This window comes from Pseudomonas sp. 478 (assembly GCF_003254125.1).
In the GTDB taxonomy this organism is placed as follows: domain Bacteria; phylum Pseudomonadota; class Gammaproteobacteria; order Pseudomonadales; family Pseudomonadaceae; genus Aquipseudomonas.
This window is the reverse complement of the sequence record NZ_QKZG01000012.1, coordinates 99,505-114,406: the sequence shown is the minus strand read 5'-3', so window position 1 is coordinate 114,406 and position 14,902 is coordinate 99,505. Positions and strand designations below refer to the sequence as shown.

General features: G+C 60.5%; 15 protein-coding genes. 9 read left to right on the top strand and 6 right to left on the bottom strand.

What is annotated here, in order from left to right; genetic code table 11:
- Positions 1-200 precede the first annotated feature (200 nt).
- From argH to DFS28_RS23300, 9 genes are all read left to right on the top strand, one after another.
- On the top strand, positions 201-1,628 hold the full coding sequence (gene argH / locus DFS28_RS23345) for an argininosuccinate lyase (RefSeq protein WP_111451621.1): 1,428 nt from the start codon (positions 201-203) through the stop codon (positions 1,626-1,628).
- Positions 1,629-1,810: 182 nt separating this feature from the next.
- Positions 1,811-2,689: an amino acid ABC transporter permease gene (locus DFS28_RS23335; protein ID WP_111451620.1), complete on the top strand. Its 879-nt coding sequence runs from the start codon at positions 1,811-1,813 to the stop codon at positions 2,687-2,689.
- A gap of 10 nt (positions 2,690-2,699) precedes the next feature.
- Positions 2,700-3,464: an amino acid ABC transporter ATP-binding protein gene (locus DFS28_RS23330; protein ID WP_111451619.1), complete on the top strand. Its 765-nt coding sequence runs from the start codon at positions 2,700-2,702 to the stop codon at positions 3,462-3,464.
- 39 nt (positions 3,465-3,503) lie between these two features.
- Entirely contained in the window at positions 3,504-4,328 is an 825-nt protein-coding gene (locus tag DFS28_RS23325) for an ABC transporter substrate-binding protein (RefSeq protein WP_111451618.1), read from the top strand.
- Positions 4,329-4,478: 150 nt separating this feature from the next.
- Complete coding sequence (locus DFS28_RS23320) at positions 4,479-5,327, top strand: polysaccharide deacetylase (protein WP_111451617.1); 849 nt, start codon at positions 4,479-4,481, stop codon at positions 5,325-5,327.
- On the top strand, positions 5,320-6,207 hold the full coding sequence (locus tag DFS28_RS23315) for a polysaccharide deacetylase (protein WP_111451616.1): 888 nt from the start codon (positions 5,320-5,322) through the stop codon (positions 6,205-6,207). The genes DFS28_RS23320 and DFS28_RS23315 overlap by 8 nt, the downstream gene beginning before the upstream one ends.
- Complete coding sequence (locus DFS28_RS23310; protein ID WP_111451615.1) at positions 6,204-7,553, top strand: MmgE/PrpD family protein; 1,350 nt, start codon at positions 6,204-6,206, stop codon at positions 7,551-7,553. Before DFS28_RS23315 ends, DFS28_RS23310 begins: the two co-directional genes overlap by 4 nt.
- Positions 7,554-7,730: 177 nt before the next feature.
- A complete protein-coding gene (locus tag DFS28_RS23305; protein WP_111451614.1) occupies positions 7,731-8,909 on the top strand; it encodes an MFS transporter in 1,179 nt (392 codons plus the stop codon).
- Positions 8,910-9,068: 159 nt separating this feature from the next.
- Complete coding sequence (locus tag DFS28_RS23300; protein ID WP_111451613.1) at positions 9,069-9,764, top strand: HPP family protein; 696 nt, start codon at positions 9,069-9,071, stop codon at positions 9,762-9,764.
- A 132-nt stretch (positions 9,765-9,896) separates the two neighbouring features.
- Here DFS28_RS23300 and astA read toward each other — a convergent pair whose 3' ends face one another.
- The 6 genes from astA to DFS28_RS23270 all read right to left on the bottom strand — a co-directional run bounded on the left by astA (position 9,897) and on the right by DFS28_RS23270 (position 14,900).
- Positions 9,897-10,931: an arginine N-succinyltransferase gene (gene astA, locus DFS28_RS23295; RefSeq protein WP_111451612.1), complete on the bottom strand. Its 1,035-nt coding sequence runs from the start codon at positions 10,929-10,931 to the stop codon at positions 9,897-9,899.
- Complete coding sequence (gene ctlX / locus DFS28_RS23290; RefSeq protein ID WP_111451611.1) at positions 10,928-11,866, bottom strand: citrulline utilization hydrolase CtlX; 939 nt, start codon at positions 11,864-11,866, stop codon at positions 10,928-10,930. Before ctlX ends, astA begins: the two co-directional genes overlap by 4 nt.
- A gap of 291 nt (positions 11,867-12,157) precedes the next feature.
- Positions 12,158-12,637 carry an Lrp/AsnC family transcriptional regulator gene (locus DFS28_RS23285; protein ID WP_095128351.1) on the bottom strand — a complete coding sequence of 160 codons (480 nt, stop codon included), beginning with the start codon at positions 12,635-12,637 and terminating at the stop codon, positions 12,158-12,160.
- 12 nt (positions 12,638-12,649) lie between these two features.
- Positions 12,650-13,411, bottom strand: a complete 762-nt coding sequence (locus DFS28_RS23280; RefSeq protein ID WP_111451610.1) for an ABC transporter ATP-binding protein — start codon at positions 13,409-13,411, stop codon at positions 12,650-12,652.
- A gap of 56 nt (positions 13,412-13,467) precedes the next feature.
- Entirely contained in the window at positions 13,468-14,178 is a 711-nt protein-coding gene (locus DFS28_RS23275; RefSeq protein WP_008155279.1) for an ABC transporter permease, read from the bottom strand.
- A complete protein-coding gene (locus DFS28_RS23270) occupies positions 14,175-14,900 on the bottom strand; it encodes an ABC transporter permease (protein WP_111451609.1) in 726 nt (241 codons plus the stop codon). Before DFS28_RS23270 ends, DFS28_RS23275 begins: the two co-directional genes overlap by 4 nt.
- Positions 14,901-14,902 lie beyond the last annotated feature (2 nt).

Below are 14,902 nucleotides of genomic sequence, written 5' to 3'. Positions count from 1 at the left end.
CAACCGCTAATAAATCCCGCACATCAGTGCCAACTCACTGATTTCGAACTATTAAAAGCTGACACTTCGATCAGCTCTCGCAACGATGCAACTGCCCTCTTGAAAACTGCTTAAGCCGAACCACGCCCGAATCATTTCCGGCAGATGTTCCTGGCTCTGCACATCGATTTCAGTTCGCTTTACCGACGAGGAAAACAACAATGTCTCAAACCACCGACCGTCTCTGGGGTGCCCGCTTCAAAAGCGGCCCGTCCGAAGCCCTGGCGGCCTTGTCCCGTTGCCCCGAGCGCTACTTTCGCCTCACCCCGTATGACCTCGCCGGTTCCAAGGCGCATGCCCGTGAATTGCAGCGCGCCGGGCTGCTGAGCGAACAAGAAACCCTGACCATGCTCGACGCTCTGGAGCGCATCGGTGATGACTTCCGCGCCGGCAGCATCGCGCCGACCCTGGACGACGAAGACGTCCACACCTTCATCGAACGCCTGCTGACCGAACGCCTCGGCGCCCTCGGTGGCAAGCTGCGCGCCGGCCGTTCACGCAACGACCAGACCGCCAACGACCTGCGCCTGTTCCTGCGTGATCACGTCCGCACCCTGGCCGTTGAAGTCCTGGCCCTGCAACAAGCACTGGTGGATCAGGCCGAGCAGCACATCGAAAGCATCTGCCCGGGGTTCACTCACCTGCAGCAAGCCCAGCCGATCGTTTTCGCTCACCACTTGCTGGCCCACGCCCAATCCATGTTGCGTGACGTGCAACGCCTGGTGGACTGGGACGTGCGCACTTCGCTGTCGCCACTCGGCGCGGCGGCCATGGCCGGTTCCGCCATCGCGCGCCTGCCTCAGCAATCTGCCAAGGAAATGGGTTACAGCGGCGTGTGTGAAAACTCCATCGACGCCGTGGCCAGCCGCGATCACGTCGCCGAGTTCCTGTTCATTGCCAGCATGCTCGGGATCAACATTTCCCGCCTCGCCGAAGAGTTTTGCCTGTGGTCGTCGCGGCAATTTCGCTGGGTCGCGCTGGACGATGCCTACGCCACCGGCAGCTCGATCATGCCGCAGAAGAAAAACCCGGACATCGCTGAACTGGCCCGGGGCAAGGCGGGTCGGCTGATCGGCAACCTGACCGGCCTGCTCTCCACGCTGAAATCCCTGCCGCTGTCGTACAACCGCGACTTGAGCGAAGACAAAAACGGCGTGCTCGACAGTGTCGACACCCTGTTGCTGGTGCTGCCAGCCATGGCCGGGATGGTCGCGACCATGAAGGTCAACGTCGAAGAGTTGCGTCGTCAGGCGCCACTGGGTTTCACCCTCGCCACCGAAGTCGCCGACTGGCTGGCCATGCGCGGCGTGCCGTTCAAGGAAGCCCACGAAATCACCGGTGCGCTGGTCCAGGCCTGCGAGAAACACGACATCGAACTGTGGGAAGCCTCGCCGGCGCTGTTGGCCGAGATTGACCCGCGCCTGACCGCGCAAGTGCGCGACAGCCTGACCCTCGAAGCCGCCATCGCCGCCCGCAGTGGCTGGGGCGGCACCGCGCCGCAGCAGGTGCGCGAGCAGATCGGCCGCTTGAAAACCGCCCTCGCCGCGCAGCAGGAATGGACCGAGAACTATCAGGGCTTCCGGCTCTAATCCACGGGGCACAGCAATACCAATGTGGGAGCGGGCTTGCTCGCGAAGAGGCCCCGTCAGTAAACATTAACGTTGAATGACCCACCGCTTTCGCGAGCAAGCCCGCTCCCACAAAGATTTGTGCTTGACCTGATAAACCAGCCACGCCTCCCTGAATTGAGGGCGGTGTACGGAGAAACAACATGAGCCAGACTCAGGCAGAACGACTCCAGGCGGAGCGCAAACTGGCGGAAAACCAGTTCGATATCACCCAGTACCACCATGTGCCACGGCGTTATTACGGGCGGATTTTCTTCGCCACCGTGATTGTCATTGCGATTATCGGGCTGGTGCGCGCCTTCGCCGAAGGCAAGATCGAGTGGTCTTACATCGGCCAGTTCCTCACGTCCCAGGCAATCATGTGGGGCCTGCTCAACACCATCGTCATGGCGGTACTAGCGATGGCGTTGGGCATTGTTTTCGGAGTGATCACCGCGATCATGCGCATGTCGGCCAACCCGATCCTGCGCTACGTGGCGGTGACCTACACCTGGCTGTTCCGCGGTACGCCGCTGATCCTGCAACTGCTGTTGTGGTTCAACCTGGCGCTGATCTTCCCCACCATCGGCATCCCCGGTCTGTTCGAAATGGACACCGTGAGCCTGATGACCCCGTTCGCGGCCGCCCTTCTCGGCTTGAGCATCAACCAGGGCGCCTACACCGCCGAAGTGGTGCGGGCCGGCCTGCTGTCGGTGGACACCGGCCAGTACGAAGCCGCCAAGTCGATCGGCATGCCGCGCCTGCAAGCGCTGCGCCGGATCATCCTGCCGCAGGCCATGCGGGTGATCATTCCGCCGGTCGGTAACGAGTTCATCGGCATGGTGAAGATGACCTCCCTGGCGAGCGTCATCCAGTACTCGGAACTGCTCTACAACGCCCAGAACATCTACTACGCCAACGCCCGGGTCATGGAGTTGCTGATCGTCGCCGGTATCTGGTACCTGGCCACGGTCACCGTCCTGTCCTTCGGTCAAAGCCGTCTGGAGCGTCGTTTCGCTCGCGGCGCCGGCAAGCGTTCTTGAGGAGCCCCACATGAGAAGCATCGTCAAGGCCGTGAGCCTGAACAAGTACTACGACCATTTCCACGCGCTCAAGGACATCAACATCGAAGTCGAGCAAGGCGAAGTGCTGTGCATCATCGGCCCGTCCGGCTCCGGCAAAAGCACCTTGCTGCGTTGCATCAACCAGCTGGAAAAAATCGACAAGGGCGGCCTCTGGGTCGACGGCGAACTGGTGGGTTACCGGATCGTCGGCAACAAGTTGCACGAACTCAACGAGTCGCAGATCGCCCGTCAACGCCTGGCCACCGGCATGGTGTTCCAGCGCTTCAACCTGTTCCCGCACATGACTGTGCTGCAAAACATCATCGAAGGGCCGTGCCAGGTGCTCAAGCGTTCGCCCAAAGAAGCGCACGAAGAAGCCTTGGAATTGCTCGCTCGCGTCGGCCTGGCCGACAAGCGCAACAGCTACCCGATCGAACTCTCGGGGGGGCAGCAACAACGTGTCGCCATTGCCCGTGCACTGGCCATGCGGCCCAAGCTGATGCTGTTCGATGAACCCACTTCGGCACTCGACCCGGAACTGGTCGGTGAGGTGCTGTCGGTGATGCGTGACCTCGCGCAGACCGGCATGACCATGATCGTCGTCACCCATGAACTGGGCTTCGCTCGCGAAGTTTCCAACCGCATGGTGTTCATGGACGGCGGGCAGATCGTGGAGGCTGGAAGCCCCGAAGAAATACTAATAAGTCCGCAAAACCCACGCACCCAAAGCTTCATTTCTGCCGTTCGAACCTAAGCGTCCTTTGGCGCTCACAACACTCATAAGAGAACGACCATGAAGAACATAGTTATTCCAGCAGTACTTGCAGGCGTTATGGCTTGCGGCTTCACCTGGGCCGCCGAACTACCGGCCAGCATCAAAGCAAAAGGCGAGGTCGTGGTCGCGATCATGCCGAACTATCCGCCGATGGACTTCAAGGACCCGGCCACCAACACCCTCACGGGTCTCGACTATGACCTGGGCAATGCCCTGGCCGAACGTCTGGGCGTGAAGATCAAATGGCAGGAAACCGGTTTCGAGCAAATGATCAATGCGCTGACCACCGACCGCGTGGACATGGTGATGTCGGGCATGACCGACACCGCCGAACGTCAGGCCAGCGTGACCTTCGTCGACTACTTCACCAGCGGCCCGCAGTTCTACACCTTGCAGAAGAACAAGGATTTCAACGAGATCATTGATTTGTGCGGCAAGAAAGTCGGCACCAGCCGCCGCACCACCTTCCCGGCGGAAATCGCCGAGTGGAGCAAGGCCAATTGCGAAGCCGCCGGCAAGCCTGCGATCAACGTGATCGGCACCGAAGGCTCGGCCGATGCCCGCGCGCAATTGCGTCAGAGCCGTATCGACGCCGCCATGCAGGGCAGCGAGACCTTGCCCTACCTGAAGACTCAGGAAAAGGACATGTACAAAACCGTGGGCCTGCCGATTTCCAAGCAGTTCACCGGGCTGGGCGTGAGCAAGAAAAAGCCTGAGCTGAGTGAGGCGGTGAAAGTGGCGATGCAGAGCATGGTCGATGATGGCACCTACCAGACGATCCTGAAGAAATGGGACCTGGAGTTGGGTGCGATCAAGACTGTGACCATTAACGCCGGCAAGTAATTAAGCAGGCGACCCGGACCAAATGTGGGAGCGGGCTTGCTCGCGAATGCGGTGTGTCACTCAGCAGTGATGTGAATGACACACCGCATTCGCGAGCAAGCCCGCTCCCACAGGGGTCGGTGTTTATTTGTAAATAGTTGGAGCACCACGATGTCCTCCTCACCCCAACCCACCTGGCCCGACCAGCACAAAGCCTGCCTCGCCCTGGCCTTCGACCTCGATGGCCCGACCGGCGATGCCATGCTCAACGGCTCGATCTGGCGCAAGCCCGAGTACTTCGGTTTCGGTGGTTACGGCCCTTACCGCGCCCTGCCCCGCATCCTCGATGTGCTCGATGAGTACCAAATCCCGACGACGTTCTTCGTCCCGGCCTGGGTCGTGGAGAACTGGCCGAAACAGTGCCAGGCGATTGTCGAGCGCGGGCATGAAGTGGCCTACCACGGCTACAAACACGAATCCTTTTACGCCCTGACGCTAGAACAGCAAAAGTACGTGATGAACAAATCCCGCGAGGTGTTCTGGAAGCACTTGAACATCCGCGCCGAAGGGTTTCGCACTCCGTCCGGCGACTGGCGGGCCGAAACCCCGGCGATGCTGGTGGACGCCGGCGTGACCTACTCCAGCAGCATGCGCGGTGATGACCGGCCGTACCTGGTAAAAGTGCCGGGCCACGAAACACCGCTGGTGGAAATCCCCGGCCGCTGGGAAATGGACGACTACGCCTCCCTCGCCTACACCCGCGCGCCGGACTTTCCTTCCGGGCTGGACCGCACCGCCAGCTACGCGCTGACCCTCGATAACTGGTGCCGCGAATACGACGGTGCGATGAACGAAGGGTTGTGCCTGACCACCCTGTTCCACCCCAAGATCACCGGCAAACCAGGACGCATCCTGCTGCTGGAAAAACTCTTCGAACACATGCGCCAGCGCGATGACGTGTGGTTCGCCACGTGCCGCGATGTCGCCCAGTGGTGGCTGAAGGAGCATCACCATGGCTGATTCCACTGTCTGGCCCAAAGGCTACCGCTGCGCCGTGGTACTGACCGTCGATTACAACGACGTCCACGGCATCCTGACCCAGGCCCCGGAAGTCGCCGGGCGCGACAAGACGCTGTCGGTCTGGCGCTATGGCACCCAACGCGGCGTCGACCGTTTGCTCGATTTGTTCGACGAACAGGGGGTTTCCAGCAGCTGGTTTATTCCCGGTATCGTCGCCGAGGAAAACCCCGGGCACATTCGGGCAATCCAGGCCGGTGGACATGAGATCGCCTGCGCCGGTTATCGCCATCAGCACTACGACAACCTGAGCCTCGCCCAGCAAAGCGCCGAGATTGCCAAAGGCTGTGAGGCGTTGAGCGCGCTGACTGGCCAGCGCCCGACGGGGTTTCGCATCCCGGCCGGCAACGGTGCGCCGGGCTTCATCGAAGCATTGAAGGATCACGGCATACGCTGGTCATCGTCGTGGCGCGGTGATGATTTGCCATTCGCTCATCCGACGGCACCCGACGTCATCGAGTTGCCGTTGCACTACGAACTGGAAGACGAACCCTACTTCGCTTTCAACCTGAGCCCGGCCGTGCCGCCGGCGCAATCGCGGATCGCTTCTTACAGCCACACCCTGGGCAACCTGCAAATGGACTTCGCCGGGTTTCACCGGTTTGGTTTGTGTTATGTGCTGCGGCTGCACCCGGAGATCATTGCTACGCCCGGGCGGATTGGCGTGTTGCGCGAGTTGCTGGAGGGGATTCAACAGCACGATGACGTGTGGGTTGCCACGGGTGCCGACGTCGCTCAATGGTGGGCTGAATCGGCGCTGCCGGTGACCGAGGACCATCCAGCGGCCGTGTATGAGCGGCATTATCGGGATTACCTTTCATGAGTGAACGGATGCAGCGACTGGCGCAGTTCTGCGTCGACAGCCGATTCGAAGACTTGCCGCCCGCACTGGTGGCCCAAGCCAAGCGGCACATACTCGACACCTTCGGCGCGACCCTGGCCGGGGCTGGCAGCGAGGTAGCCAAGCAGGCACGGCAGGTCTTCGACGGTGAAACCGGGAGCACGCTGATCTGGGGCACCGATCAGCGCACCGGCGCGGCTCAGGCCGCCATGCTCAATGGTGTCGCCGCCCATGCCCTGGAACTGGACGACACCGGTGGCTGCGACCATTCCGGCGCGGTGGTGCTGCCGGCAGTCATGGCGGCGGTGTCGATGTCTGGACAACCGGTGAATGGCCGTGAGTTGATCACGGCTGTGGTGATCGGCTACGAAATCGGCCGTCGGGTGCTCGAAGCCTGCGGCAGCTACTCAGCCCACAACGGCGCCGGCTGGCACTCCACCGCCACCTGCGGCGTGTTCGGTGCGGCGGCGGCCAGTGCGCGAATTCTCGGACTGGATATAGGGCAAACCGTCTCGGCGCTGGGCATTGCCGGCAGTTTCAGTGGGGGGTTATGGGCGTTTATTCACGACGGCTCGCAAAGTAAAAAACTTCACAGTGGTCGTGCCGCCGAGGGCGGATTGCTGGCGGCGCGATTTGCCCAGCGAGGCATCAGCGGGCCGACCCGATTATTCGATGATGTCTGGGGCGGATTTCTCAAGACGTTGGCAAGTGAGACTGCACAACCTGACGCGCTGGATGCCGACCTGGGCGTCGTGTGGAAACTCGCTCGCTGTTCGATCAAACCTCATGCCGCGTGCCGCGGAACGCATTCAGCCATTGATGCGCTGGGGCTGTTGCTGGATCAACTGCAGGTCAGCGCGGATCAAGTCGAGGACGTCCAGGTGTCGTTGTGCGGGTTTCTGCAGGACATGTGCGGCGGACGCGAGGTCGGTACGCTGGCGGCGGCGCAGATGAGCCTGCCGTATGCGCTCGCGTCCCGACTGATGCAGGGTCATTGCCGGTTGGAGGCATATGACGATGAACAACGGGGCGATCCACGGATTGCTCACTGGATGTCGCGCATTCGCCTTGAAGTGGACCCGCAACTGTCAGAGGATGGCGAGCCCGTCGTCAGCGTGCGGACCGTGGACGGTCGGCAGGCGAGCCTGTGTGTCGACCCGCCACTGGGTGCGCCGGGCAATCCGTTGAGTGATGCGGCGCTGGAGGAGAAGTTTTTCAGCCTGGCGGTGCGGGTGATGCCGCGGGAGCAAGCGGCGGAACTGCTTGAGCAGTTGTGGAAGTTGGACGAACTGGAATCGGCTGGGACTCTGGATCGGTGGCTGACTTGAACATTGCGTTGCCTGATCCGCCCTCTTCGCGAGCAAGCCCGCTCCCACAGTTGATCTTCAGTGGACACAAAATTGGTGATCACTACAGATCAACTGTGGGAGCGGGCTTGCTCGCGAATGGCAGCGACTCGGTGTTACGTCGAACACTAAAATCTGAATAAGGATATTTGCACCACCGTGGCCACTTACTCACTCGTTATCCGCCGGTTGATGATCGTTTCGCTGACCATCGTCGTCAGCCGCGCCATCACCAGCCCGCTGCTGACGTTGTTCCTGAGCAACAAACTCGGCCTCAACCAACAGGACGTTGGCTTGCTGCTGGGCATCGCAGTGTTCATCGCCACCCTGCTCGCGCTCTACGGCGGTTACATCATCGACCGTCTCGAAAAGCGCCGCCTACTGATTCTGGCGATGCTCTCCAGCGCCATCGGCTTTGTGCTGCTGACCTTCGCCGACAACCTCTACCTGACCACCGCCACCCTGGTGATCACCGAAACCGCCTCGGCGCTGTTCCTGATCGGCTCGAAGGCGATCCTCAGCGAAAACCTGCCCATAGGCCAGCGCGCCAAGGCGTTTTCCCTGCGCTACACCTTGACCAACATCGGCTACGCCACCGGCCCGATGCTGGGCGTGGTGATTGCCGGGGTGTATCCGATTGCACCGTTCCTGATCGCCGGCGGCATCGCGTTCTTCAGTATTTTCCTGATGATCGGCATACCGAAGGACTCGGCCCAGACACCCGCAATCGGCCAGCCCCAGAGTTTTCTCAAGACCCTGGTCACCCTGAAAAACGACCGCACGCTGATCATGTTCACCTGCGGCTGCCTGCTCAGTACCGTGGTCCACGGCCGTTTTACCCTGTACCTGTCGCAATACCTGCTGGTGACCCACGACTCCAAACGGGCACTGGAAACCATGGCCGCCCTGCTCGCCTGCAATGCGATCAGCGTGATCCTGCTGCAATACCAGATCGGCCGTTTCCTCAAACGCGAACAATTGCGTTACTGGATCGCGGGCGGTACCAGCCTGTTCATTGTCGGATTGATCGGTTTCAGCCTGGCCGACAGCCTGGTGAGCTGGTGCGTGGCCATGTTCATCTTCACCCTCGGTGAAATGATCATTTACCCCGCCGAATTCCTCTTCGTCGACACCCTGGCCCCGGAAGAACTGCGCGGCAGCTATTACGGCGCGCAAAACCTCGCGGCCCTCGGCGGAGCCTTGAGCCCGGTGATTTGCGGTTTCCTGCTGATGCACACCCCGGCGCCCACGATGTTTTATGCCCTGAGCGCGCTGACCGCCATGGGCGGTTTCCTCTGTTTCATGAGCGGTCGTCGGATGGCGTTACAGCAAAATTAATGCACTAAAACTGCATTAATATGAATTTGTCAGCATCAGGAATGAACGGCACACTGTGCCCGTTCCTCCCCCAATAGTTGGAACAACTTCAAGGGCTTTCTGGGTATCCCAGCTAAGCCTTTTTTTTGCCTAGTTTTTTTTCAACGGATCGTCTGCCTCATGTTTGCTCGCTGGTTTCCCGCCGCCATCAACACCCGCCCCTCCGAATGGAGCCGCGCCGCGATCGGCATGTCGTTGGGCACGATGTTCAGCGTCTGGCTCTGCAGCCAGGTATTCGGCATGCCAGTGGCGCAGCACCTGATCGGTCCGCTGGGTGCATCGGCCGTGCTGCTGTTCGCCGTGTCCTCCGGCGCCCTCGCCCAGCCCTGGTCGATTCTCGGCGGCTACCTCAGCGCTGGAGTGGTTTCGCTGCTGGTCGCTCACGTACTCGGGCGAACCCTTGGCAGCGCCTGTTTGGCGGCCGGCATGGCGCTGATTCTAATGTGCTGGCTGCGTTGCCTGCACCCACCGGCCGGGGCCTTGGCGTTGCTGTTGGTATTGGCAGACCCGGCGACCATCGCCCTCGACTGGAAAGCCCTCGGCCCGGTAATGCTCAGCGGCTCGACCATGCTGCTCAGCGCCCTGGCCTACAACAACCTGACGCGCATTCGTTACCCAAAACGTCCCGCTGAACCGGCACCGATGATGCCCGTCCCCGACAGCCAGGCGATCACCGCCCAGGACCTGAAACTGGCCCTGGCGGACATGGAAGCCTTCTTCGACGTCACCCCGGAAGACCTTGAACAGTTGATCCATGCCAGTGAGCTGCATGCCAAACGGCGCAGCATTGCTGAAGTACTCAGCAGTAGAACCTGAAGAAACACAGATCCCCTGTGGGAGCGAGCCTGCTCGCGAAGGCGGTGTGTCATTCAACATCAATATTGACTGACAGCGCCCCATCGCGAGCAGGCTCGCTTCCACAGGTTCAGCGCCAACCCGAAAGTCTGTTCAGGCTGCGGACAATTGTCGTGCAGGCACTGCCAAACTTACTGCGCGCACCGATGAACCGGCACTCAACCCCAAACTCTTCGCAGTCTCCGCATCGACTATCAACGTCCCGGCAGCCACCCGTGCCGGTGCCGCGGTAATCCGGCACTCGGCAAATTGACGGTTATGAATAAGGTAAGTCGCCGCCTGCTCACCCGGTGTGCCAATGCTCAGTTGCAGCACCTGACTGTCGCGCACTGCGCGGATATCCCCGGTGGCGCATTCAATCAGCGGGCCACCGTCAAAGATGTCGATGTAATCGCGGTGTTCGAATCCTTCAGCCTTGAGCATGCCCAGCGCCGGTTCGGTGTTGGGGTGAACCCGACCGATGACGGTTCTTGCTGCTTCAGGCAACAGGCAGGTGGGCAACGGAAACTTGGGCATCAGCTCGGCGATGAACGTCTTGTTACCCAGCCCGGTCAGATAGTCGGCATCGGCAAAGTCCATCTTGAAGAAGTGCCGACCCAGGCCTTCCCAGAACGGTGAAACGCCCTCCGCGTCCGAGTAACCGCGCATCTCGGCGATGACTTTCTCCCCGAAATGCTGACGAAATTCCGCCAGAAACAGGAACCGCGCCTTGGACAGCAAACGCCCGTTCAGACCACTGCGGTGATCGGCATGCAGGAATAGTGAACACAACTCCGAATGACCCGTCATGTCGTTACCGAGGAACAACGTCGGCAGCTGCTGATTGATCCCGAGGTTTTTCGAGGCCGCGACAAACAGGCCCAGTCGATAGTTGTACCAAGGCTCGCGCAGGCCGACGGCACCGGCCAGTGCGCAAATGCCGATGGCTTCATGCTGGTCATTCTCGAGCACAAACAGGTAATCGGCATCGGCACGCTCGGCTTCGCCGGCGAAGGTTTTCGCCGCCCATTCCAGACGCTGACGCAAACGCCCCGCGTCGGCCGGCAAGGTGGTCAAACCGGTTCCGGCGCTATGGGCCAGGGCTAACAGTGCCGGCAGGTCTGCCGGTGTGGCTGGACGAACGATCATCGCATTTGCTCCTGGGTAGCCAGATGTTTGGACAGAAAGACCTCGGCCAGCATGCAGCGCGCACTGCCGCCGCCGATGCGCTCGATGGTGTCGATGTTCACGGGGAGTGGCGTGGTGTGGGTTTCGATCAGGCGACGCTGCGCGGCATCCAGCGATTGCCAGGCCGTGCGCGACATCACCAGCAAGGGTTCGCCCGCAGCGTTGTGGACTTCCAGCATGTTGCCGGCGAAAGATTCCAGCTGGGCCCAGTTCAAGGCAATCACCTGCTTGCCGCTGTCTTCCAGGCGTTTACGCAGGGCCAGGCGTTCGGCCGGGTGCGTGACCGACACCAGGCACGCCACGGCCAGGCGGGTGCCGACACTCATCATCACGTTGGTGTGGTAAATCGCGACGCCCTGGCGGTCCACCGCATTGAAGGCGCACAGCTCGTAACCCAAATGACTGACCACCTGGTCCAGGGCGCGGGCATGGGTGCGGGTGGAATAACCGGCGTAGCAAATCTGCTGCTGACGATCCAGCACCATGCTGCCGGTGCCTTCGAGGAACACTTCCTGCTGTTCGAGGCTGGAAAGATCCAATAACTGCTCGACCCGGTACTCGTCCCGCAGCCAGTCGAGCACGCCTTTGTCCCGTTCCAGGCGCCGGTTATGGCCCTGCATCGGGTACAGCACCAAGGTGCCGTCGGGATGGCTGCTCCACCAATTGTTGGGGAAGATCGAATCCGGGGTATGCGGCGCTTCGCGGTCGTTGTGCACCATGACCTCGACACCGTGGTGACGTAGCGCGGCAACGTAGCCATCGAACTCTTGCAGGGCCTTGAGCTGCACGTCTTCACTGACGGCGGCCGGCTGCTGGAAACGGTTGTTCGCCGCCGTGTCCTGATTGAAGGAGAAACGTGTCGGGCGAATCATCAAAACGGTATTGGTGGTTTGCATGGGCACAGATTCAATGAGGGTTAAGAGGTACTCATTGTCTGTTTCGGCGCCGGGAAAACCCGGTTGATAAGGGGGGTGGTTGTGATGGAAACGGCTGAAGATTCTGTCTTTTCCAGCCGATTCGGCGAGGATTAAAAACCAAAAAAATCACAGTTTAGTCAGGTAAAACGCAGAACCTGTGGGAGCGACGATTCGACTTGCTCGCGAAAGCGGTGTGTCATCCAGCATCAATATTGACTGACACGACGCCTTCGCGAGCAAGCCCGCTCCCACAAGGGATTGCGGTGTTCATTATTCCATCGTGGTCTTGACCATCGCCAGTTCCGGATGGCTGACCAACTTGTCGATATGCAAATCCGGGTCATCGAACCAGACTTCGGTCAGCACCCGATAGTGCTCCATGTCCCGGCAACGCATGCGCAAGCTGTAGTCGAACGCGCCGCTGATCAACTGACATTCCAGCACCTGCGGGCAGGCGCGGACCTTGGCTTCGAACGCCTTTTGCGCCGCGCGCCCACTCTGGTTCGACAACGCAACCAGTACCAGCAACGACAAGCCTGGTGTCAGTTTCTTTTCATCGAGAATCGCGCCATACCCACGAATGACCCCGAGCTGTTCGAGCTTGCGCACCCGTTCCAGGCATGGCCTGGGCGTCAGGTGCACGCGCTCGGAAAGCTTTTGATAGGTGATGCGCCCTTCGTGGCGCAGCACTTCGATGATTGCCTGATCGATACGATCAAGCACGATCGACAGATCGCGGATATCCGCCATGTACGTCTTGCCTCACTTCAAACGACCCGATAGAAATTGCTGCAAACGTTCACTTTTTGGCTGGTCGAGGATCGTAGCGTCACCCTGCTCCTCGACCTTGCCCTGATGCAGGAACAACACCTGACTGGAAACCTGCCGGGCAAACCCCATCTCGTGGGTCACCATCAACATGGTACGGCCTTCTTCGGCCAGCGCCTGAATGACCTTCAGCACCTCGCCCACCAATTCCGGATCGAGTGCCGAAGTCGGCTCGTCGAACAACAGAATCTCCGGTTCCACCGCCAGGGCACGCGCGATCGCCACCCGCTGTTGCTGCCCACCGGACAGAAACGCCGGGTATTGATCGGCCACTCGTTGCGCCAGACCGACCTTGTCCAGATAGGCCCGCGCACTCTCTTCGGCGGCCTTGCGGCTGATCCCCAGCACCCGACACGGCGCGAGCACGATGTTCTCCAGCACCGTCAGATGGCTCCACAGATTGAAATGCTGGAACACCATCGCCAGGCGCGTGCGCAAACGCTGCAATTGCGCCGGATGAGCGACGTGCATGCCACCGGCACCCGGGCGCGTGATGACGCGCTCGCCGTCCAGTTCAATGGCGCCTTCGTCCGCGCGCTCCAGAAAGTTGATGCAGCGCAGCATCGTGCTTTTACCCGAGCCGCTGGCGCCGATCATGCTCACCACATCGCCTGCCCGTGCATTCAACGAGACGCCCTTGAGCACTTCGTTGTCACCAAAACGTTTATACAGATTTTCAACCGTGAGTTTGTACATGTCAGCACTCCTGGAGCGGCGCGCCTGGCGGCACCGCTCTGGACAGAAAATGGGATTCAGTGAGTCGGGCCGAGAAAACTCAGCCAGCGCTTCTCTGCCAGGCGGAAGGCTCCGACCAGGCCGAACGACAGCGCGAGGTACAGCAGGCCGGCAATGCCGAAGGCCTGGAAGGTCATGAAGGTTGCGGCATTGGCGTCCCGGGCGATTTTGAGGATGTCCGGAATGGTGGCGGTGAACGCCACTGAGGTCGCGTGCAACATCAGGATCACTTCGTTGCTGTAATACGGCAGTGCCCGGCGCAATGCCGAAGGCAGAATCAGCCGCAGGTACAGGCGCCAACCGCTCAAGCCATAGGCGTGTGCGGCCTCGATTTCACCGTAGGGAATGCTGCGAATCGCCCCGGCGAAGATTTCCACGGTGTAGGCGCACGTGTTGAGCGTGAACGCGAGCAAGGTGCAATTCATCGCATCGCGAAAAAATGCTTCAAGCAGCGGTTGCGAGCGCACCACCGCGATGCCGTAGATCCCGCTGTAGCAAATCAGCAACTGGATATACAGCGGCGTGCCGCGAAACACATAAGTGAACAGCTGAACCGGCCAGCGCAGCAGGCCCCAGCGCGAGGTGCGCATGATCGCCAATGGCAGCGACAGGAAGAACCCCATCACAATGCTCGCCACCAGCAGCCACAAGGTCATGGCCAACCCGGTGAGGCTGTAGCCGTCGCTGAACAGAAAGGGTTTCCAGTATTCGGCAATCAACTCGATCATCGTGCCATCCCCCGCACACCCTGGTTATAGCGCCGTTCCAACACGCGCAAAACGTAGTTCGAAGCGCTGGTGATCAGCAAATACAGCGCCGCTGCCAGCAGCAGGAAATCGAGCATATTGAAGGTGCTTTTACCCGCTTCCTGCGCGACTTTGACCAGGTCCGACAAACCGATGATCGACACCAGCGCCGTGGCCTTGAGCAGCACCAGCCAGTTATTGCCGAGGCTCGGCAAGGCGAAACGCATCATCTGCGGGAACACCACAAAGCGGAATCGCTGCCAGCGGTTCAGACCAAAGCACGCGGCGGCCTCCTGCTGGCCGCGCGGCACGCTCAGAATCGCCCCGCGAAAGGTCTCGGTGAAATACGCGCCGTAGATAAACCCAAGGGTGATGACGCCGGCCACGAACGGATCGATTTCCATGTAGGGCCAGTCCATCGCCTCGGTCAGGCTACTCAGCCAGCCTTGCAGGCTGTAGAAAATCAGCAGCATCAAAACCAGGTCCGGCACCCCGCGAATCAGTGTCGTGTAGAAGGTCGCCGGCAAGTTCAACAGTTTTAGCGGCGACAGTTTCGCCGCTGCGCCGAGCAGGCCCAGCGCCATGCTCACCAGCAGAGAGAGCGCTGACAATTTCAGCGTGACCCAGGTGCCGTGCAGCAACAAAGGGCCATAGCCTTGCAGGGCCGAGAGATCGACCCCGATCAGATTCAGGAAGAAGTTCACGT

What these genes read in the sequence shown, in the direction of transcription:
- argH (WP_111451621.1), top strand. Translation starts at nt 201, where the DNA reads ATGTCTCAAACCACCGACCGTCTCTGGGGTGCCCGCTTCAAAAGCGGC.
- DFS28_RS23275 (WP_008155279.1), bottom strand. Translation starts at nt 14,178, where the DNA reads ATGATCGAGTTGATTGCCGAATACTGGAAACCCTTTCTGTTCAGCGAC.
- DFS28_RS23315 (WP_111451616.1), top strand. Translation starts at nt 5,320, where the DNA reads ATGGCTGATTCCACTGTCTGGCCCAAAGGCTACCGCTGCGCCGTGGTA.
- DFS28_RS23300 (WP_111451613.1), top strand. Translation starts at nt 9,069, where the DNA reads ATGTTTGCTCGCTGGTTTCCCGCCGCCATCAACACCCGCCCCTCCGAA.
- DFS28_RS23330 (WP_111451619.1), top strand. Translation starts at nt 2,700, where the DNA reads ATGAGAAGCATCGTCAAGGCCGTGAGCCTGAACAAGTACTACGACCAT.
- DFS28_RS23285 (WP_095128351.1), bottom strand. Translation starts at nt 12,637, where the DNA reads ATGGCGGATATCCGCGATCTGTCGATCGTGCTTGATCGTATCGATCAG.
- ctlX (WP_111451611.1), bottom strand. Translation starts at nt 11,866, where the DNA reads ATGCAAACCACCAATACCGTTTTGATGATTCGCCCGACACGTTTCTCC.
- DFS28_RS23335 (WP_111451620.1), top strand. Translation starts at nt 1,811, where the DNA reads ATGAGCCAGACTCAGGCAGAACGACTCCAGGCGGAGCGCAAACTGGCG.
- DFS28_RS23280 (WP_111451610.1), bottom strand. Translation starts at nt 13,411, where the DNA reads ATGTACAAACTCACGGTTGAAAATCTGTATAAACGTTTTGGTGACAAC.
- DFS28_RS23325 (WP_111451618.1), top strand. Translation starts at nt 3,504, where the DNA reads ATGAAGAACATAGTTATTCCAGCAGTACTTGCAGGCGTTATGGCTTGC.
- DFS28_RS23320 (WP_111451617.1), top strand. Translation starts at nt 4,479, where the DNA reads ATGTCCTCCTCACCCCAACCCACCTGGCCCGACCAGCACAAAGCCTGC.
- DFS28_RS23310 (WP_111451615.1), top strand. Translation starts at nt 6,204, where the DNA reads ATGAGTGAACGGATGCAGCGACTGGCGCAGTTCTGCGTCGACAGCCGA.
- astA (WP_111451612.1), bottom strand. Translation starts at nt 10,931, where the DNA reads ATGATCGTTCGTCCAGCCACACCGGCAGACCTGCCGGCACTGTTAGCC.